At 60.7% G+C, this 17,847-nt stretch carries 19 protein-coding genes; 16 read left to right on the top strand and 3 right to left on the bottom strand.

Annotated elements, in window-relative coordinates:
* Window positions 1–117: 117 nt before the first annotated feature.
* Window positions 118–456: an endonuclease domain-containing protein gene (locus tag M2A_RS12400; protein ID WP_045447972.1), complete on the bottom strand. Its 339-nt coding sequence runs from the start codon at window positions 454–456 to the stop codon at window positions 118–120.
* Window positions 457–495: 39 nt separating this feature from the next.
* Between M2A_RS12400 and carB the strand changes: the two genes are divergently transcribed.
* Together carB and greA are read left to right on the top strand one after the other, a co-directional pair.
* On the top strand, window positions 496–3,804 hold the full coding sequence (gene carB / locus M2A_RS12395; protein ID WP_045447970.1) for a carbamoyl-phosphate synthase large subunit: 3,309 nt from the start codon (window positions 496–498) through the stop codon (window positions 3,802–3,804).
* Window positions 3,805–4,039: 235 nt separating this feature from the next.
* Window positions 4,040–4,513 carry a transcription elongation factor GreA gene (greA, locus tag M2A_RS12390; protein ID WP_045448042.1) on the top strand — a complete coding sequence of 158 codons (474 nt, stop codon included), beginning with the start codon at window positions 4,040–4,042 and terminating at the stop codon, window positions 4,511–4,513.
* Window positions 4,514–4,554: 41 nt separating this feature from the next.
* Here the strand turns inward: greA and M2A_RS12385 are convergent, their stop codons facing one another.
* Window positions 4,555–5,049, bottom strand: a complete 495-nt coding sequence (locus M2A_RS12385) for an Lrp/AsnC family transcriptional regulator (RefSeq protein WP_045448039.1) — start codon at window positions 5,047–5,049, stop codon at window positions 4,555–4,557.
* 229 nt (window positions 5,050–5,278) lie between these two features.
* Here M2A_RS12385 and M2A_RS12380 point away from each other — a divergent pair, with 229 nt between their 5' ends.
* The 7 genes from M2A_RS12380 (at window position 5,279) to M2A_RS12350 (ending at window position 11,046) form a co-directional block, all read left to right on the top strand.
* Window positions 5,279–6,289 (top strand): mitochondrial fission ELM1 family protein, encoded by a 1,011-nt coding sequence (locus M2A_RS12380; protein ID WP_081875607.1) that lies wholly within the window; start codon window positions 5,279–5,281, stop codon window positions 6,287–6,289.
* Between the two features lie 24 nt (window positions 6,290–6,313).
* A complete protein-coding gene (locus M2A_RS12375) occupies window positions 6,314–6,943 on the top strand; it encodes a 2OG-Fe(II) oxygenase (protein ID WP_045447967.1) in 630 nt (209 codons plus the stop codon).
* A gap of 125 nt (window positions 6,944–7,068) precedes the next feature.
* Complete coding sequence (locus M2A_RS12370; protein WP_081875606.1) at window positions 7,069–9,033, top strand: hypothetical protein; 1,965 nt, start codon at window positions 7,069–7,071, stop codon at window positions 9,031–9,033.
* 29 nt (window positions 9,034–9,062) lie between these two features.
* The gene (locus tag M2A_RS12365) at window positions 9,063–9,362 is read left to right on the top strand and encodes an HdeA/HdeB family chaperone (protein WP_045447964.1); all 300 of its coding nucleotides are present in this window, start codon (window positions 9,063–9,065) and stop codon (window positions 9,360–9,362) included.
* Window positions 9,363–9,369: 7 nt separating this feature from the next.
* Window positions 9,370–9,906: a Rossmann-fold NAD(P)-binding domain-containing protein gene (locus M2A_RS17475; RefSeq protein WP_052379453.1), complete on the top strand. Its 537-nt coding sequence runs from the start codon at window positions 9,370–9,372 to the stop codon at window positions 9,904–9,906.
* Complete coding sequence (locus M2A_RS12355; protein ID WP_045447961.1) at window positions 9,903–10,472, top strand: invasion associated locus B family protein; 570 nt, start codon at window positions 9,903–9,905, stop codon at window positions 10,470–10,472. The genes M2A_RS17475 and M2A_RS12355 overlap by 4 nt, the downstream gene beginning before the upstream one ends.
* A 136-nt stretch (window positions 10,473–10,608) precedes the next feature.
* Window positions 10,609–11,046: a YbaY family lipoprotein gene (locus M2A_RS12350; RefSeq protein ID WP_052379452.1), complete on the top strand. Its 438-nt coding sequence runs from the start codon at window positions 10,609–10,611 to the stop codon at window positions 11,044–11,046.
* Here the strand turns inward: M2A_RS12350 and M2A_RS12345 are convergent.
* Entirely contained in the window at window positions 11,043–11,597 is a 555-nt protein-coding gene (locus M2A_RS12345) for a nucleoside 2-deoxyribosyltransferase (protein ID WP_045447958.1), read from the bottom strand. The two genes, M2A_RS12350 and M2A_RS12345, sit on opposite strands and share 4 nt — an antisense overlap.
* A 278-nt stretch (window positions 11,598–11,875) precedes the next feature.
* Between M2A_RS12345 and M2A_RS12340 the strand changes: the two genes are divergently transcribed.
* The 7 genes from M2A_RS12340 to M2A_RS12310 all read left to right on the top strand — a co-directional run bounded on the left by M2A_RS12340 (window position 11,876) and on the right by M2A_RS12310 (window position 17,835).
* Entirely contained in the window at window positions 11,876–12,850 is a 975-nt protein-coding gene (locus M2A_RS12340; RefSeq protein ID WP_045447955.1) for a calcium/sodium antiporter, read from the top strand.
* A gap of 36 nt (window positions 12,851–12,886) precedes the next feature.
* Window positions 12,887–13,654, top strand: a complete 768-nt coding sequence (locus M2A_RS12335; protein WP_045447952.1) for an SDR family oxidoreductase — start codon at window positions 12,887–12,889, stop codon at window positions 13,652–13,654.
* Between the two features lie 29 nt (window positions 13,655–13,683).
* The gene (folB, locus tag M2A_RS12330) at window positions 13,684–14,100 is read left to right on the top strand and encodes a dihydroneopterin aldolase (protein WP_244444451.1); all 417 of its coding nucleotides are present in this window, start codon (window positions 13,684–13,686) and stop codon (window positions 14,098–14,100) included.
* Between the two features lie 400 nt (window positions 14,101–14,500).
* Entirely contained in the window at window positions 14,501–16,411 is a 1,911-nt protein-coding gene (uvrC, locus tag M2A_RS12325) for an excinuclease ABC subunit UvrC (protein ID WP_045447946.1), read from the top strand.
* 90 nt (window positions 16,412–16,501) lie between these two features.
* Complete coding sequence (pgsA, locus tag M2A_RS12320) at window positions 16,502–17,104, top strand: CDP-diacylglycerol--glycerol-3-phosphate 3-phosphatidyltransferase (protein ID WP_045447943.1); 603 nt, start codon at window positions 16,502–16,504, stop codon at window positions 17,102–17,104.
* A gap of 8 nt (window positions 17,105–17,112) precedes the next feature.
* Entirely contained in the window at window positions 17,113–17,364 is a 252-nt protein-coding gene (gene moaD / locus M2A_RS12315; RefSeq protein ID WP_045447940.1) for a molybdopterin converting factor subunit 1, read from the top strand.
* Between the two features lie 18 nt (window positions 17,365–17,382).
* Complete coding sequence (locus M2A_RS12310; protein WP_045447937.1) at window positions 17,383–17,835, top strand: molybdenum cofactor biosynthesis protein MoaE; 453 nt, start codon at window positions 17,383–17,385, stop codon at window positions 17,833–17,835.
* The last annotated feature ends 12 nt before the right edge of the window (window positions 17,836–17,847 follow it).

The raw sequence follows: 17,847 nt of genomic DNA, 5'->3' as shown, positions 1-17,847 counted from the left end.
CTCACCCAACCCTCTCCCCCAAGGGGGAGAGGGGGAAGAGGGCTTGGCGCATTCATTCCCTCGCCCCTCCGGGGAGAGGGAGGGACCCGCTGCCGCAGGCAGTGGGAGGGTGAGGGGTCAGCCTCTCAACTCGTGCGCAATCTGCTGCAACACGCCGCCGATATTTCCAAGCACCTCATGGTTCCAGAAACGGATAACGCGAAAGCCGCGCGCCAGAAGAAAATGCGTGCGCGCCTTGTCGCGCGCGCCCTGGAACGCGTGCTGCCCGCCATCCAGCTCGATAACGAGCCGGGCTTCAAGACAGACGAAATCGGCAACAAAGCTTCCAACAGGAAACTGCCGGCGGAACTTTGCCCCCGCCAGCTGACGGCTGCGCAAATGCCGCCAAAGCAGGCGCTCGGCATCCGTCAGATTACGGCGCAGCGCCCGCGCTTTTGCCGTCCCGTCTCTTTTCATTCTTCCCAATCCCTTATCTCTAGCGCGACAGTGTAACCCATGCCCAAACGCACCGACATTCACTCCATTCTCATCATCGGCGCGGGACCCATCGTGATTGGGCAAGCCTGCGAGTTCGATTATTCCGGCACCCAGGCCTGCAAGGCGCTGCGTGATGAGGGCTACCGCATCATTCTGGTGAACTCGAACCCGGCGACGATCATGACCGACCCGGATCTGGCCGATGCGACTTACATCGAGCCGATCACGCCGGAGGTCGTTGCCAAGATCATCGAGAAAGAGCGCCCCGATGCGCTGCTTCCCACCATGGGCGGGCAGACCGCGCTCAACACCGCCCTGGCGCTCGCCGATAACGGCACGCTCGCCAAATTCGGTGTGGAAATGATCGGCGCGAACCGCGACGCCATCTCCAAGGCCGAAGACCGCCATCTCTTCCGCCAGGCCATGGACCGGATCGGCCTTGAAAACCCGCGCGCCTCCATCATCGCCGCCCCGCCCATCAAGGACGAAAGCGGCCAGATTATCGATTACGACCGCAATGCGGGCCTGCGCGAGGCGATGGCCGTGCTCGATGAAGTGGGCCTGCCCGCCATCATCCGCCCCGCCTATACGCTGGGCGGCACCGGCGGCGGCGTTGCCTATAACAAGGAAGAATACGAGCAGATTGTGCGCTCCGGCCTCGACGCCTCACCCATGGCGCAGGTGCTGGTAGATGAAAGTCTGCTCGGCTGGAAAGAATACGAGATGGAAGTCGTCCGCGACAAAGCGGATAACTGCATCATCATCTGCTCGATCGAAAATATCGACCCGATGGGCATTCATACCGGCGACAGCATCACCGTTGCCCCCGCCCTCACCCTCACCGACAAAGAATACCAGATCATGCGCAACGCCTCCATCGCGGTGCTGCGTGAAATCGGTGTGGAAACCGGCGGTTCCAACGTGCAGTTCGCGGTCAACCCGGAAGACGGGCGTCTCGTCGTCATCGAGATGAACCCGCGCGTCTCGCGCTCTTCCGCGCTTGCCTCCAAGGCGACGGGCTTTCCCATTGCCAAGATCGCAGCAAAGCTGGCCGTCGGCTATACGCTTGACGAATTGATGAACGACATCACGGGCGTGACGCCTGCGAGCTTCGAGCCCAGCATCGATTATGTCGTCACGAAGATCCCGCGCTTTGCCTTCGAAAAATTCCCCGGCGCCCAGCCGCTGCTGACCACCGCCATGAAATCGGTGGGCGAGGTCATGGCGATCGGCCGCACCTTCCAGGAAAGTTTCCAGAAAGCGCTGCGCGGTCTTGAAACCGGCCTGACCGGCATGAACGAGACGGCCATTCCCGGCGCCGGTGAAGGCGACGACAAGAACGCCATCCGCAAGGCGCTCGGCACGCCCGCGCCGATGCGTATTCTGCAGATCGCCCAGGCCATGCGCATGGGCCTCGACGACAAGCAGATCCAGTCGCTCTGCTCTTTCGATCCCTGGTTCCTGGAACAGATCCGCGAGCTGGTGGAAACCGAAGAAGAAGTGCGCAAGAACGGCCTGCCGGAAGACAAAGACGGCCTCCTGCGCCTCAAAGCCATGGGCTTTTCCGATGCAAGGCTCGGTGAGCTTTCGAACTTAAGCGAAGAAGACGTGCGCGCCCGCCGCCAGGCGCTGGGCCTGCGCCCCGTCTTCAAGCGCGTCGATACCTGCGCGGCGGAATTCAAATCCGAAACGCCTTACATGTATTCGACCTATGAAACGGATTTCATGGGGCAGGCCCGCTGCGAATCCGAACCGACGGCTGCCAAGAAAGCCATCATCCTCGGCGGCGGCCCGAACCGGATCGGCCAGGGCATCGAATTCGACTATTGCTGCTGCCATGCCGCCTTCGCGCTGGCCGATATCGGCATCGAAAGCATCATGGTCAATTGCAACCCGGAAACCGTTTCCACGGACTACGACACGTCCGACCGGCTTTATTTCGAGCCGCTGACGGCCGAAGACGTGCTGGAACTGATCGAGACGGAAAAGAGCAACGGCACGCTGGCTGGCGTCATCGTGCAGTTCGGCGGCCAGACACCGCTCAAGCTTGCCAACGATCTGGAACGCGCGGGCGTGCCTATTCTCGGCACCTCGCCCGACGCGATCGACCTTGCCGAAGACCGCGACCGGTTCATGGCGCTACTCAACAAGCTGAACCTCAAACAGCCGCCGAACGGCATTGCCCGCTCGGGCGAAGAAGCCAAGGCGATTGCCGAGCGGATCGGCTATCCCGTCGTCATCCGCCCCTCTTACGTTTTGGGCGGCCGGGCGATGGAGATCGTGCGCGATACGCCGCATCTGGAACGCTATATCAACGAGGCCGTCGTCGTGTCGGGCAAAAGCCCGGTGCTGATCGACGGCTATCTGCGCGATGCCATCGAGGTCGATGTGGATGCGCTTTGCGATGGCAAGGATGTCTTCGTTGCCGGGATCATGGAGCATATCGAGGAAGCGGGCGTGCATTCGGGCGACAGCGCCTGCTCGCTCCCGCCCTATTCCCTGCCCGCAGACACGATCGAAGAGATCAAACGCCAGACGGAGGCGCTGGCACGGGGCCTTAATGTCGTCGGTCTGATGAATGTGCAATATGCCGTTCAGGGCAAGGACATTTATGTGCTTGAGGTCAATCCGCGCGCCTCGCGCACCGTGCCCTTCGTTGCCAAGGTGATCGGCGAGCCGGTGGCCAAGATCGCCGCCCGCATCATGGCAGGCGAGCCTCTGGCAAGCTTCGCCCTGAAGAGCAAGACGCTCGATCATATTGCAGTGAAGGAAGCCGTCTTCCCCTTCGCCCGTTTCCCCGGCGTCGACACGGTGCTCGGCCCGGAAATGCGCTCGACCGGCGAGGTCATGGGCCTCGACCGTGATTTCGGCGTCGCCTTCGCCAAAAGCCAGCTCGGCGCGGGCGTCAAAGTGCCCACCAAAGGCACCGCCTTCATCTCCGTGAAGGATGCGGACAAGACCCGCATCGTGGAACCGGCACGCAAACTGCTCGGCCTCGGTTTCAAGATCATCGCCACCAGCGGCACGGCGCGCTTCCTGGAAGAAGCCGGCCTTGAGGTGAAAACCATCAACAAAGTGCTGGAAGGCCGTCCCCATATCGTCGATGCGATGAAGAACGGTGATGTGGCGCTCGTCTTCAACACCACAGAGGGCGCGCAGGCGCTGGCTGATTCGAAATCGATCCGCCAGACGGCGCTGATGTCGAAAATTCCCTATTACACGACATTGGCAGGCGCCCGCGCCGCCGTGGAAGGCATCGCCGCCATCCATGCCGGCCAGCTTCAGGTGGAAGCGCTGCAGGCCTACAACGGAGCAGCTTCGGCGTAACGGGGACGGCGGCGCGGTAAAACGCCGCGCGCCTCCCCCGCCTCTTCGCCGCGTCCTGTCTGCCGCCTGCGGCTTGGAAGCGGCGGCAAACTTCCTACATATGTCGCTTTGCGGAAGGCCGGAGGCGGAAATCGCCATTGACCCTCCCGAAAACCTGCTCAAAGATAAGCATATAGGCCGGTCGCCGGGGTCCCCGGTCAACCGGCCAAAACACGTTAAGGAAGACCGTCAGGACATGGATAAATATCCGATGACTTCCGCGGGTCACACGGCCCTGGAAGAAGAGTTGAAACGTCTCAAATCCGTCGAGCGCCCCCGTATCATCCAGGCGATCGCGGAAGCGCGCGCCCATGGCGACCTTTCGGAAAATGCGGAGTATCATGCCGCCAAAGAGCAGCAGGGCATGAACGAAGCGCGGATCAACGAGCTGGAAGACAAGATCGCCCGCGCCGACGTGATCGATGTGTCCAAACTTTCCGGCAGCACAGTCAAATTCGGCGCTTCCGTCACCGTGGTCGATGAAGACACGGAGGAAGAGCACGTCTACCAGATCGTCGGCGACATGGAGGCAGATGTCTCCAAGGGGCGGATTTCCATTTCCTCGCCCATCTCCCGCGCTCTGATCGGCAAGGAAGAAGGCGACAGCGTCGAGGTGAACACCCCCGGCGGCGGCAAGTCCTATGAAATTCTCAAAGTAGAATACAAATAAGCACGAAAAAGGCAGCGCTTTCAGAAGCGCTGCCGGCACGCCTAGCCTTCCAGCATCTCTTCCAGCATTTCCACCGGCACACCCGGCAGATATTTCGACTGCCGGATGGTCAGCGACGTGCGCACGCTTTCCACATTGGGCGCGGGCGTCAAATGCTCGGTCAAAAAGCTCTGGAACGTGGCAAGGTCGGGCGCCACGCATTTCAAAATGAAATCGATCTCACCGTTCAGCATATGGCACTCGCGCACGAGCTCCAGGCCCATCACGTAAGTCTCGAAGGCTTTCAGGTCCGATTCGGCCTGGCTGTGCAGCCCCACCATGACGAAAACCGTCACCTCGAAGCCGAGCGCCTTGGGCTCGACATCGGCGTGATAGCCGCGAATGAAGCCCGCCTCTTCCAGCGCCCTGACCCGGCGCAGGCAGGGCGGCGCGGAAATGCCGACCTTTTTGGCCAGATCTACATTGGTAATCCGGCCGTCCTCTTGCAGAGCCGCCAGAATTTGCAGGTCGATCGTATCGAGCTTGGACCGCTTCATCGGTAAATCACTTCTGTTTTTGGCCGGCCCGCCCTCAGCGCCAGCGCGGCTGGGCGCGGCCATTTGCCGTCTGGTGCAAGCCGCCCGCGCCTCATAGAAGGGGCGGCGGCCAGAACCGGAGACATTCGGCTCTCAATGCCTTATTACTCAGGCGGAGCGATAATTTCAGTAATAAAATTACCCGCTCGCGCATGATTATAACCCAAATGAGCCCGTTTCCATCCCGCCTATGACTTTTTCTGCCTCATCCGCCGCCTCATCCTCCGGTGACAAGGACCTGACCCTGCCTGCGGGCACGCGCTGCTGGGTGCTCTCCAACGGGAATGCGGGCTATGAGGTCCAAGGCATCGGCCTTGCCGAAATGATGGGGGTAAAGCCTGAGATAAAACGGGTCAGCCCCGGCGCGCCGGGCAAGTGGCTTGCCCCCTGGGGCCCGGCCATGAAAGACCCGGCCATCGCCGCGCCCTGGCCGGACCTGCTCATCGCGGCGGGGCGCCAGGCCATTCCTTATGCGCGGATGATCCGCAAAGCCTCGGGCGGGCGCACCTTCGTAGCGGTGCTGCAGCACCCGCATGTACGCCCGTCGAAATTCGATTTCGTCTGGGTGCCCGCCCATGACCGGCTCAGCGGGCCGAATGTGCTCTCGACGCTCACCTCGCCCCACCGCATCACGCCGGAAAAACTCGCCGCCGAGGCCGAGGCCTTCGACGTGCAGGTGGCGCATCTGCCTCGCCCGCGCGTCTGTGTGCTCATTGGCGGCACGAACAAGGCCTTCACGCTGGATGAGGCGCGCATGGAGACGATCTGCGCCGGACTGAAAGCGGTGATGGAGGGCGGCGCGAGCCTGATGGTGACGCCTTCCCGGCGCACCGGCGAGGCGCAGACCGCGATTTTAAAACGCGAGCTTGAGGGCCCGCGCGCCGTCGTCTGGGACGGGAAAAGCGACAATCCCTATTTCGGCTTCATGGGCCAGGCCGATGCCGTGATCGTGACCTGCGACAGCGTCAATATGGTCGGCGAGGCAACCGCCACCGGAAAGCCGGTGCATGTCATCGAACTGCCGGCCATTTCCCCCATCAAGGCTTCCAAATTCCGCCGTTTTCTCGATGCACTTTATGCTGAAGGTGCAGCGCGGCCTTTTGCGGGACGGCTTGAAAGCTGGGATTATCGCCCCTTAAATGCTACCAAAGACGTCGCGCGCGAGATCGTGCGCCGCTACCGCGCGCGGCAACAAGGTTAACAGGTCCGGTTCAGGAAAAACCCGATGAGCTTGCTCGATCTTGAGGCGTTGAAAAACACAACGCGCAAATCCGATCCATACGATTACCTCGTGGTGGAAAACTTCATCCGCCCGGAAGTCTTCGCCGGGGTCGTGCGCGATTATCCGCCCATGACGACGACGGGTTCCGTGCCCCCGTCCGAGCTTGAGATCAAAGGCGCCTTCGCCGAGCTCCTCGAGGAAATGGACGGGCCGGAATTCCGCGCGCTGATCGAAGAGAAATTCGGTCTGGACCTGAGCACCTATCCCACCATGTTCACCGTGCGCGGCCATTGCCACAAGGGCAATGGCAAGATCCATACGGACACGGAATCGAAAATCATCACCGTGCTGCTCTACATGAACGAGCGCTGGGAGGCCGATGGCGGGCGCCTGCGCATTTTGCGCAGCGGCGATGATCTGGAAAATTATGCCGAGGAAGTCCCCCCCTACGGCGGAACGCTGCTCGTCTTCCGCCGCTCGGACAAATCCTGGCACGGCCATGAACCTTTCGAGGGGCCGCGCCGGGCAATACAGATGAACTGGGTGACCAGCGGCAAGGTGGTGGAAAAAGAACAGCGCCGCCACCGCTTCACCCAGCGCCTGAAAAAGCTCAATCCCTTCGCAGCCGATTGAGCCATAGATGACCGAGATCAAAGCGGGAGGGAAAGAGCGCCCTATCGTGGCTCCTATCGCAGCAAGACCTGCCATGCGGGCCTGAAGGGCGCTTTCCCATAAAAGAAAAACCAGCGAGTTTGCCGATGCTGAATATCGAGACCTTCCAAAACGCGGACCTGTCCCATGGCTGGCGCCCCGGCAACAATGCCGGCGGCTCGACGCTGTTCAAGGCCCTGGGCCATCCGCTTGCCGCGCGCAAAGGCCGCGCGCTCGTGGAAGGGCTGAAAGGCAAAGGCCCCGTCGCCATTTACGATCCCACCGGCATGATCGGCAATTTCAATTCCTATTTCGATCTGAAGCAGCTGGAGATCGAAGGTTATTACGTGCAGCGCGTGGAAGACCTGGAAGGCACCTTCCTCGGCCACAAGGCCCGCCCGCTCAGCCAGATCAAAGAGAGCAAAGCGGCCGCCGTGCTCGTTCTTCTTTTCGATGCGAAGGGTGTGCTGGCGCCCCTTACCCATCTCTTTCCGAAGGGTGCGGATGTGCGCACGCTCGATGAGATGCGCATTCCCGATGAGATGCTCACCAATCAGAAAAAATATCTCGACCCGATGAATTTCGCGACGAACTTCGCGCTGCTGCGCGAACGCAAAGGCGCAAACGGGTCGGACGGGCTGCACAGCACGGTTGCGAGCGCCAATTACTGGTCGATGCATGGCGCCGCCAACCCCGAGCTTTGGCTCTGCCTTTTCGATGAAGAGGGCAACACGCTTGCCGAATGGACCGAAGGATTGCCGCAAGCCGGCGCGCCCTTTACCCTCGACAGCCAGAAAATCCGCGACCGTTTCGGCCTCGAAGATTTCACCGGCTCGCTCTTCATTCATGCGGTGCGCATTGCCGGGCACGATGTCGTCAAATATGCGCTCGATGTTTATGGGGACAATGGCAAGAGCCTGACCTGCTCGCATGATGCCAATGCCTGGCCCGCCGACTATTATGCGGGTATGCCCGCAGGCGAAGAGAATGAGGAAGTTCTTCTCTATATTCAGAACTCTCATCCCATGCCCATTCCGCCGAAATCCATCGGGCTCAACATCATGGGCGCGCAGGATGTTGCCTGGTACGAAGAGGAAATTCCCCCCTTCGCCACCCATGCGCTGAACGTGAACGAGCTGCTGCCCCAGGCCAAATGGCCCGATCAGGTGGAAGTGACCGCCGGGCGCTTTTTCGTGCGCCCGCGCTATGAAGTCCGGCACAAGGAAAATGGCCGCCGCCGCATCGCCCATGCGAATGTCGAGCGGATCGACCTGAAAACCGATCCCAACATCCCCGCGCTTTCCGAGACCATGGGCAAAGGCTACATCATGCCGCTGCCCGTTTTGCCGCAAGCGCTGTTCGCCACCACCGTGCTGCCGACCCCCATGGCGCGCGATGAAATGGAAATGCCGCTGCGCATCGAGCTGATGGACGGGGACGGCACACTGGCGGCTTCCAAATATCTCGGCCGCATTCCCCGCCGCGAAAGCGTGGCGATCGATATCGATGCCTGGATCGCGGAAGAAAGCGCCAAACTTCCCTCCGGCTTCGGCCATGTGGAGTTTCTGTACGACTTCCGCGAGGGCGGCGAGGCCAATGGCTGGCTGCACGCGCTTGGCCGCTTCGAGCAGAAAACATCCGGCCACCGGGCCGAGACGATTTTCGGCGCGCATATCTACAACACGCCGATCATCTATAAGGACGAGCCGCAATCTTACACCAACAAGCCGCCAGGGCTCACCACGCGGCTTTTCCTGCGTCTTGCGCGCGGCGGTGAGGACACGATGTGCCATCTCGTCTATCCCGCCTCCCTGCCCTGGCACGAGAAAAGCAGCACAAAACTGATCCTGCATAATGGCAAGGGCGAACCCGTGGCGGAACGGGCCATCGAGATTGCTTGCGGCGGCTCGCATTTCTGGCGCTATAAGGAAATGTTCTCCGAGGACGAACGCGCGAAGGTGGACGGGCTCGGTTATGTCATCGTCCGCGACACGACCTGCCGTCTTTTCGGATTCCATGGCCTGATCAATGGCGAGGAGAGCTTCTGCCTCGACCATATGTTCGGCTTCTAAAGCGCCCCGCGAAAATCAAGAACACACATATGAAAAAGAAACAGACCGCCGCGCCGGCCGCCACCCTTCTTCTTACTCTGATGCTGGCTTTCATGGTTCCGCCTGCCAGCGCGCAAAATATCGCCAAGCTGAGATGCGCGGATGTCGATGAGGAAAAGATCGTACCGCTCGCCATCTGGCTCGACGGATACCGCGCTGCGCATATGAAAAGCACCGAGGCGGATGAAAGCTGGATGACACACGTCAGGGACAAGCTTCTGATGGAGTGCGAGGAAACACCGCACGCGCTTATCCTGCCCGTGATCGATGAAATGATCCGCCGGTATTAATGTCCCCATGCGCAAAGCTCTTCTCATCGGCACGACGGGTATGCTTGCAGAAGCGGCGGGTGAAATGGCGGCGGATGCGGGAAAGAGCGTGCTTGCCGCGCGCCATGCTTCCGCCTTCCGTTTCGGCAATCCGCGCCTCGATGCCAGCTTGCGGAAAATCGATGCCGATTATGCGCGCCCTTCCCGCTTTCTCGGTCTCATCCGCCCCGAAGCGCCGTTCGACATGGCGCTGACCTGGATCCGTCCTCAGGCGGAAGAATTGCGCAACGCTCTTGCCCGGATGATGGCCAAGGACGCGCTTTTGGTGGAGGTGATGGGTTCGGGCGCCTCGCGCCCCGGCGGTTTTGCCGATAAGCGGGCGAAAGCCATGCGGCTTTTCCCCCATATCCGCTATGCTCAGGTCATTCTCGGTTTTGTGATAGAAGACGGGAAAAGCCGCTGGCTGACCCATGAGGAAATTTCGGCAGCGGCCATAAAAGCCATAAGAAGCGGCGCGCCGCGCACCATTGCCGGACGGCTGGAACCCTGGGAGAAACGACCTTGAGATATATTCTTGCCGTTCTGCTTTATCTGCTGGGCGCACAAGGGGCGATGGCCAGCGATTGCAGCAAAGCCCCTTTTTGTGAAACGCGCGCTTATTTCACCGATTGGCTGGCTGCGTGCCGCCCGGGCGAGCCGCGCTATTGCAGCATCAACACCTATGTTCACAATCAAGCGGCGCCGGCAGGGATCGATTATCAGCTCCGCGTGGCCCGCCCCGCGCCCGATGCCGGTCTTCACATCTCGCTTATCGCCGTGGAACGCTTTGCCACTACCTCGAAGGAAATGATCTTCGATATTCCAGGCGAGGCCAATCTCGTCGTCGCGCCGGAAAAACTTTCAACGCCCGACTCCATCAACGAATATATGGTGAAAGACCCGGCCATCGTCGCCGAACTCGTGGACGCGATGAAGAAGGGCTACACGCTTGCCATCCGCTTTACGGATGAAGAGGGCAATCCCGCCTCGGCGCATTTTTCCCTGATGGGCTTCACTCTTGCGCTTTCCTTTATCGATGAAGAAGCGGGCGTCACCCCTCCTGCCCGCCAAGCCCGCTCCGAGGCCAATTGACCCCGGCAAACCGCGCGATTTTCCGGCGATCAAGAAATTGCCATTTTTACCGCTTTTTATAAGCCCGTCTGCAAAGCGCTTTCTTTGCAGGCTCCGGGTGGCGGGGGCCGCTCCATGTGGGAAAGCAGGAAATCCGATGAAACCGCTGCCGCGCACCCTCTCCCTGTTGCTCCTCTGCGGGTTTCTTGCCGCTTGCGGAGACGGCAAGACCGCAGCCCTGAGCGGCACCGTTTCTTATAAGGAACGTATCGCGCTCCCTCCTGAGGCCATCATCGAAATCATCCTGCTCGACACGTCCCGCGAGAATGCCAATAAGGCGCGCCTTGCCCGCCAGATCATCATGACACAGGGCAAGCAGCCGCCTTTTGCCTACGAACTTCGCTACGACCCGCGCGGCATCGAAGAAGACGGTTCCTACACCGTGGCAGCGCGCGCTTTGATCGATGATGAAGTACGCTTTATCTCGCAGCCCCATAGAGCCGATCTGAGCCATCCGGAGAAAAAAAACACCGTCATCGACATCGTCCTGCGTCCGGTTCCGTCCACCCTCCCGAACACCTCCGGCCAGCCCTAAACGGTTGCCAAAAATTCGGCCGCCCGACGCACGCAAATCTCAAATGCCTTGAGCCCGTGCCACCCCTGCCCGCTTTTATCAATTTCAATACCCGGGCCTGCCCGCATAACAGCGCCGTCTATCATCAGATTGTCGGTGAGGCCGAAATCTTCGATCAAAAGCCCCTCTGCGTCCCGCTCGCCGCTGGCCGCGCAATAAAGCCGCGTGCGCTCGGCAAAGTGTTCCGGCGCATTGGAATAGGCGAAAACGGGTTTGCCGAGCCCGCGCATATGGCCAATCTCATAGGCCGTACCCGGATCGAGCGAGGGGCCGCGAAACGGCGTCACATTGGCAATGCAGGCATCGGCTGCCTCGATGAGCGCGATATTGGCCTCATAGATCGCCAACCCCGCCGCCTGAGGTGCCAGCCCGCTCAAATCCAGCCCCGCATCGAGCGGAAAGAGCCCGCGCAGACCATGCGCCGCGCAAATGGCCTTTTTCCTCTCGGCAAGTTGAACGGCGTCTTCGAGAAAGACTTCCGGCCCGGCGAGATAAATCTTCTTATGTTCCACCTTCGTTCTCCTACTCCTCACCGCTAAAGACCCCACATCCAACCGAAACGCTTTTGCACCTAGCACAACACGGCATCGCTGAAACCGGGAAACAGGCGCCTTTGCGATTGCCACGTCAGGCTTTATAAGAGGGCACTCGCGAGGCTAATGATTAGTATTAATGGAGAGACCCATCCGATCCCGTCCTTTCCTCTGCCCGCTCTTTTCAGGCCTTTGCGTTTCCGGTTTGATCCGGCAATCCCCTTTCACAAGCAGCCCGGTTTAAAAGGCAGGCAGGCATGATGTATCTGGCTCTTGCTGGCGGGTTGCTCGTGTTGCTGTTTTGCGGCGATCTGCTCGTGCGAGGCGCGGTCGCCCTGGCCGTCCGGCTCGGTATTCCCTCTATCATCATCGGCCTGACGATCGTCGCCTTCGGCACCTCCGCGCCCGAGCTTGTCGTCTCCATTCACGCGGTTCTGAAGGGGGCGCCGGGCATTGCAATCGGCAACGTGGTCGGCTCCAACATCGCCAATATTCTTCTCGTGCTGGGCCTGCCCGCGATTATTTATCCCACGCTCTGCAATCAGCCATCCATCCGGCGCAACACGTTCTTGATGCTGGGCACGAGCGTTCTCTTCGTCGTCCTGTGCTTTTCCGGCGCGCTGCATTTCTGGCAAGGCGCGCTGCTTTTCATTCTGCTGCTGCTCTTCCTCGCCTATTCCGCCTATTACGCCAGCCGCTGCCCTGAAGCGGTGGACGATGAAGTGGAAGAACTCTTGGAAGGCGACGCGCTGCCCGCGAACGGGCTGAAGATTACGGCTTATATTTTACTCGGCATTCTAGGCCTGCCGCTCGGCGCCCATCTTTTCGTTCTGGGCGGCACCGACATCGCCCGCACATTCGGCGTCTCGGAGGCGGCCATCGGCCTCTCGCTCATCGCCTTCGGCACTTCCCTGCCCGAGCTTGCCACCACCGTCGTCGCCGCCCTGCGCAAGCAAGCCGATGTCGCGGTCGGCAATGTCATCGGCTCGAACATCTTCAACCTGCTCGGCATTATGGGCGTGACAGCCATGGTGGGGACCGTTCCCATCCCGCCCAATTTCCTCTGGTTCGATCTTTGGGTGATGTTGATCGCCGCGCTGCTCATCGTCCCCTTCGCCATGGCGCGCACGACCATCACGCGCAGCGCCGGGGCGGTTTTCGTGGCAGGTTATTGCAGCTATATGTATTTCCTGTTTCTGGCAGACAGAGCCGCAAGCGCCGTCACACCTTGATGCAAGCCAGGCAAGCCGGCCGAAGGACTTGAGTTCATGAGCGACAGCCAGCCCGGCACCGTTCTCATTACAGGTGCCGCCAAACGCGTGGGACGCGCCATTGCCGAGGATATGGCAGCGCGAGGCTTTCATGTTGCCGTCCATTATGGCGGCTCGGAACAAGAAGCCCGCGATCTTGTCGGCGCGATCGGGGCCAAGGGCGGCACGGCCGCTGCCTTTCAGGCGGACCTTGCAGACGCTGGTGCGCTCGCCGGTCTCGCCAGCGCCGCTGCGGCAAAGCTCGGCCCTCTCACCTGCCTGATCAACAATGCCTCCGCCTTTGAGGACGACACGCTGGAAAGCCTCGATGAAGAGAGCTGGGCGCAGCATCTCGACACCAATCTGAAGGCCCCGGCCTTTCTGGCCCAGGCCTTCGCCGCGCAGCTGCCGGACGGCGCGCAAGGCAATATCATCAACATCATCGACCAGCGCGTCTGGCGCCTCACCCCGCGCTTTTTTTCCTATACGCTCTCGAAAGCCGGGCTCTGGACCATGACGCAGACGCTGGCCCAGGCGCTCGCCCCGCGCATCCGTGTCAACGGCATCGGCCCCGGCCCCACGCTGAAAAACGCCCGCCAGGAAGACGCCGATTTTACCCGCCAGCAAGAAGCGCTTCTCTTGCGGCGCGGTCCCGCTCTCGGGGAAATTACCGCCGCCATACGCTTTATCCTTGAATCTCCCTCCCTGACGGGCCAAATGATCGCACTCGACGGGGGCCAGCATCTGGCCTGGGAAACGCCGGATGTGGTGGGCATTCCGGAATAGACCGGAAGAGGTCTCCAGAAAGGTCGCAAGTGACACAGAATTCCAACATGTCGGACAATGTCACCCCCCTGCGGATCGCCGATCACGCCCGCGCCATCCGTCACGTTTTCGTGCGCGATCTGCTGCTGCAGGCCGATATCGGCGTCTATGCCCATGAAAAGGGCCTCCAGCAGCCGCTGCGCTTCAATGTGGATCTGACGGTCTCCGAAGCTGCCCATTCCGATGAGCTGGCGAATGTCGTGTGCTACGAAGACGTCGTGAACCGCATCAAGGCGCTGGTTTCGGGCGACCGGGTCAATCTGGTCGAGACCCTGGCCGAAAAGATCGCCGCCGGCTGCCTGGAAGACGCCCGCGTGCTCGCTGCCCGGGTCCGGGTGGAAAAACTGGCGGCTATTCCCGAAGTTGCGAGCGTGGGCGTGGAGATCGAACGCAGCCGTCAGGATTGAGTCGGCACCGAAAGGCCCAGAGTCCCGCAGTCGCGCGATATGACCGCGATTCCCGGCCCACCGGGGGAAGTTCTGCACACGGTCTGTCAAGCGCAATTAACCACGGCAGAATCGGCCAATTTTATTGTTCCGTGCACGGAGTCGCAGGAAAGCTCTAAAAAACTCTTTAAAATCAATGAGTTGAAATATGACGAAAATTTCACCCGTGTCACAAAAGGTAATTAATACAAGGGTTTGCTGAATCTGCCCCGAAATCATCAACAAACTTATCCACAGGCCTGTCCCTACCCCTCAATGAGCCGCCATTTGTGGACAAAACAAGAATAACCCCAATAACTTAAAGGCCGCCGGGCCCTCATCGGAGGGTTTGAGAAACCCCGAACACCGCTACATTAGGCTCATGACGGACACCCGAACATCTGCGCCCCGCGGGGCCGATTTGATTGCCGAAAAGGTCAAAACTCTGCCCGACAGCCCCGGCGTTTACCGCATGATGGGCGCGGATGGCGAGGTGCTTTATGTCGGCAAGGCGCGCAATCTGAAGCGCCGGGTGACGAATTACACCAAGCTCACCGGTCAATCGAACCGCATCGCCCGCATGATCACCTCCACCGCCGCGATGGAGTTTATCACCACGGCGACGGAAACCGATGCGCTGCTCCTCGAAGCCAATCTGATCAAGCGCCTGCGCCCGCGCTACAATGTGCTGCTGCGCGACGACAAATCCTTCCCTTATATCCTTCTGACCGGCGACCATGATTTCCCGCAGGTGCTCAAGCATCGCGGCACGCGCAAGCGCAAGGGCGATTATTTCGGTCCCTTCGCCTCTGCCGGCGCCGTTGGGCGCACGCTCAACGCCTTGCAGAAAGCTTTTCTGCTGCGCTCCTGCTCCGACAGCGTCTTTGAAAGCCGCTCGCGGCCCTGCCTTCTCTATCAGATCAAGCGCTGCTCGGCGCCCTGCACCGGCGAGATCGACAAGGAAGGCTATGCGGAGCTTGCCCGCGAGGCGCATGACTTCCTCCTCGGACGCTCACGGCGCACCCAGGACATGCTGCTGAAGGAAATGGAAAGAGCCTCCGCCGATCTCGATTTCGAGCGGGCCGCGATTTACCGCGACCGCATCCGCGCGCTCACCCAGATCCAGTCTCACCAGGGCATCAATCCGCACACCGTCTCGGACGCGGATGTCTTTGCCATTGCCGAGCAAGGCGGGCAGACCTGTATCCAGGTATTCTTCTTCCGGGCGGGGCAGAACTGGGGCAACCGCGCCTATTTCCCGCGCCATGACAAGGAAATCGAGGCGGGCGACGTGCTCGATGCATTTCTGGCGCAGTTTTATGACGACCGACCGCCGCCCAAGCTCATTCTCCTGAGCCAGGACGTGCCGGGGCGCAAATTGCTGGCCGAGGCGCTTTCCATCCGCGCCGGCCACAAGGTCGAGGTGACGATGCCCCAGCGCGGGGAAAAGCGCGAGTTGACCGAACACGCGCTCACCAACGCGAAAGACGCGCTTGGCCGGCGCCTTGCCGAATCCTCCACCCAGCGCCGGCTTTTGGAAGAAATGGCCGAAACCTTCGGCCTTGATGCCCCGCCCGAGCGCATCGAGATTTACGATAACAGCCACATCTCCGGCACCAATGCCGTGGGCGGCATGGTGGTGGCGGGGCCGGAAGGTTTCATCAAGAACCAGTACCGCAAATTCAACATCAAGGACGAGGCAGCCGAGCCGGGCGATGATTACGCCATGATGCGCGAAGTGCTGACCCGCCGCTTCTCCCGCCTTTTGAAAGAAGCCGGACCCAAGGGCGATCACGAGCGCGAGGAGATCAGCGGCAAGCCCGCCGAATGGCCGGATGTCATTCTGATCGATGGCGGCGCGGGCCAGCTCTCCGCCACCATGGAAGTGATGCAGGATCTCGGCATCGAGGATGTCGCCGTCATTTCCATCGCCAAAGGCCCGGAGCGCGATGCGGGCCGCGAGCGCTTTTTCATGCCCGGGCGCGAGCCCTTCATGCTGCCGCCGAAAAACCCGGTGCTCTACTACCTTCAGCGCCTGCGCGATGAGGCCCACCGCTATGCCATCGGCAGCCACCGCGCGCGGCGGAAAAAGGCGGCGACCGCCAATCCCCTCGACGAGATTGCGGGCATTGGCCCTGCCCGCAAACGCGCGCTTTTGCACCATTTCGGCTCGGCCCGGGCCGTCGCCCGCGCCGGGCTCTCCGATCTTGCCGGGGTCGAAGGGATTAATGAGAAAGTCGCGCAGATGGTCTACGATCACTTTCACGGCACGCCGGAGCAGCCGGGCAAATAGCCGGTTTAACCTCGGCGCGCCCGCCGCCTGTGCTATGATGACTTGAGTTTGGGGCCCCACCCCGCAAGACGCAGTAAAAACGGTACGCCTATGCTGACAAGCCTCCCCAACCTTCTGACCTATGCCCGTATTCTGATGGTGCCGGGCCTTGTCGGTGCTTTTTATCTGGAGGGCGATGCGGCCAATTGGACAGCTCTCGTGCTGTTCGTACTGGCGGCGATCACGGATTATTTCGACGGCTATTTCGCCCGTGCCTGGCACCAGGTTTCCGCGCTCGGGCGGATGCTCGATCCCATCGCCGACAAGCTGCTCGTCTCCGCGGCGCTTTTCATGCTGGTCGCCAAGGGCACGATCGGCTGGGATTCGGTGCTTGCAGCCATTGTCATTCTCTCGCGCGAAATTCTCGTCTCTGGCCTGCGCGAATTTCTGGCAAGCGTGCGCGTCTCCGTGCCCGTCTCGCAGCTCGCCAAATGGAAAACCGCGATCCAGATGATCGCGATCGGCTTTCTGCTCGCCGGGCCCGCAGGCGACAAGCTCGTGCCTTACGTCACGCAAACGGGAACGGCCCTGCTTTGGATCGCCGCCCTTTTGACCCTATATACGGGCTATGACTACCTGAATGCAGGGCTACGCCACGTCATTCAGGAAGATGAGAGCGCGGCGGGAAAAACCGGTCCCGCTTCCAACGGATAGGTGCCTTTGTGAAGATTCTCTATTTCGCCTCGCTGAAAGAAAAGATCGGCCGCAGCGAAGAGGATATCGACTGTCCGCCCGGGGCGCAGACCGTGGGCGATCTGCTCGGCTGGCTGCAAGCGCGCGGGGAAGGCTATGCCCATGCTTTTGAAGACACCGCGCTCATCAAGGCGGCGGTCGATCAGGAACATGCAACGCTCGATGCGCCTATCGCGGGCGCACGCGAGATCGCCTTCTTCCCGCCCGTCACCGGCGGCTGAGCCCGCGCGGGGAGCTCCATGAGCATTTCTGTTCAGCTTGAAGATTTCGACATCAAGGCCGAAACGGAAAAAGTGACGGCGGGACGCACCGATATCGGTGCGCTCGTCACTTTTACCGGCCTTGCCCGCGATCACGCGGGAACGAAAACCGTCGAGGCGATGGAGCTTGAACATTATCCTGGCATGACCGAGCGCGAGCTGGAGCGCATAGAAAAAGAAGCTCATGAGCGCTGGCAGCTGCAGGCAAGCCGCATCATCCATCGCTACGGACCCTTGCATCCGGGTGAGCAGATCGTGCTTGTCATCACCGCCTCGGCTCACCGCAAGGATGCTTTCGAGGCAGCGGAATTTCTCATGGACTGGCTCAAGACAAAGGCCCCGTTCTGGAAAAAAGAAACGGGGCCTTCGGGGACACATTGGGTCGATGCCAAGGTGAGCGACGACGAAGCCGCCGCCCGCTGGCAGAAATAATCAGCCAACAAT

This window comes from Tepidicaulis marinus, assembly GCF_000739695.1.
Taxonomy (GTDB): domain Bacteria; phylum Pseudomonadota; class Alphaproteobacteria; order Parvibaculales; family Parvibaculaceae; genus Tepidicaulis; species Tepidicaulis marinus.
This window is presented reverse-complemented; position numbering and strand designations above follow the sequence as displayed.

Bases quoted from the DNA above. Each gene is read 5' to 3' on its own strand.
- M2A_RS12400 (WP_045447972.1), bottom strand. From the start codon at position 456: ATGAAAAGAGACGGGACGGCAAAAGCGCGGGCGCTGCGCCGTAATCTG.
- carB (WP_045447970.1), top strand. From the start codon at position 496: ATGCCCAAACGCACCGACATTCACTCCATTCTCATCATCGGCGCGGGA.
- greA (WP_045448042.1), top strand. From the start codon at position 4,040: ATGGATAAATATCCGATGACTTCCGCGGGTCACACGGCCCTGGAAGAA.
- M2A_RS12385 (WP_045448039.1), bottom strand. From the start codon at position 5,049: ATGAAGCGGTCCAAGCTCGATACGATCGACCTGCAAATTCTGGCGGCT.
- M2A_RS12380 (WP_081875607.1), top strand. From the start codon at position 5,279: ATGACTTTTTCTGCCTCATCCGCCGCCTCATCCTCCGGTGACAAGGAC.
- M2A_RS12375 (WP_045447967.1), top strand. From the start codon at position 6,314: ATGAGCTTGCTCGATCTTGAGGCGTTGAAAAACACAACGCGCAAATCC.
- M2A_RS12370 (WP_081875606.1), top strand. From the start codon at position 7,069: ATGCTGAATATCGAGACCTTCCAAAACGCGGACCTGTCCCATGGCTGG.
- M2A_RS12365 (WP_045447964.1), top strand. From the start codon at position 9,063: ATGAAAAAGAAACAGACCGCCGCGCCGGCCGCCACCCTTCTTCTTACT.
- M2A_RS17475 (WP_052379453.1), top strand. From the start codon at position 9,370: ATGCGCAAAGCTCTTCTCATCGGCACGACGGGTATGCTTGCAGAAGCG.
- M2A_RS12350 (WP_052379452.1), top strand. From the start codon at position 10,609: ATGAAACCGCTGCCGCGCACCCTCTCCCTGTTGCTCCTCTGCGGGTTT.
- M2A_RS12340 (WP_045447955.1), top strand. From the start codon at position 11,876: ATGATGTATCTGGCTCTTGCTGGCGGGTTGCTCGTGTTGCTGTTTTGC.
- M2A_RS12335 (WP_045447952.1), top strand. From the start codon at position 12,887: ATGAGCGACAGCCAGCCCGGCACCGTTCTCATTACAGGTGCCGCCAAA.
- uvrC (WP_045447946.1), top strand. From the start codon at position 14,501: ATGACGGACACCCGAACATCTGCGCCCCGCGGGGCCGATTTGATTGCC.
- pgsA (WP_045447943.1), top strand. From the start codon at position 16,502: ATGCTGACAAGCCTCCCCAACCTTCTGACCTATGCCCGTATTCTGATG.
- M2A_RS12310 (WP_045447937.1), top strand. From the start codon at position 17,383: ATGAGCATTTCTGTTCAGCTTGAAGATTTCGACATCAAGGCCGAAACG.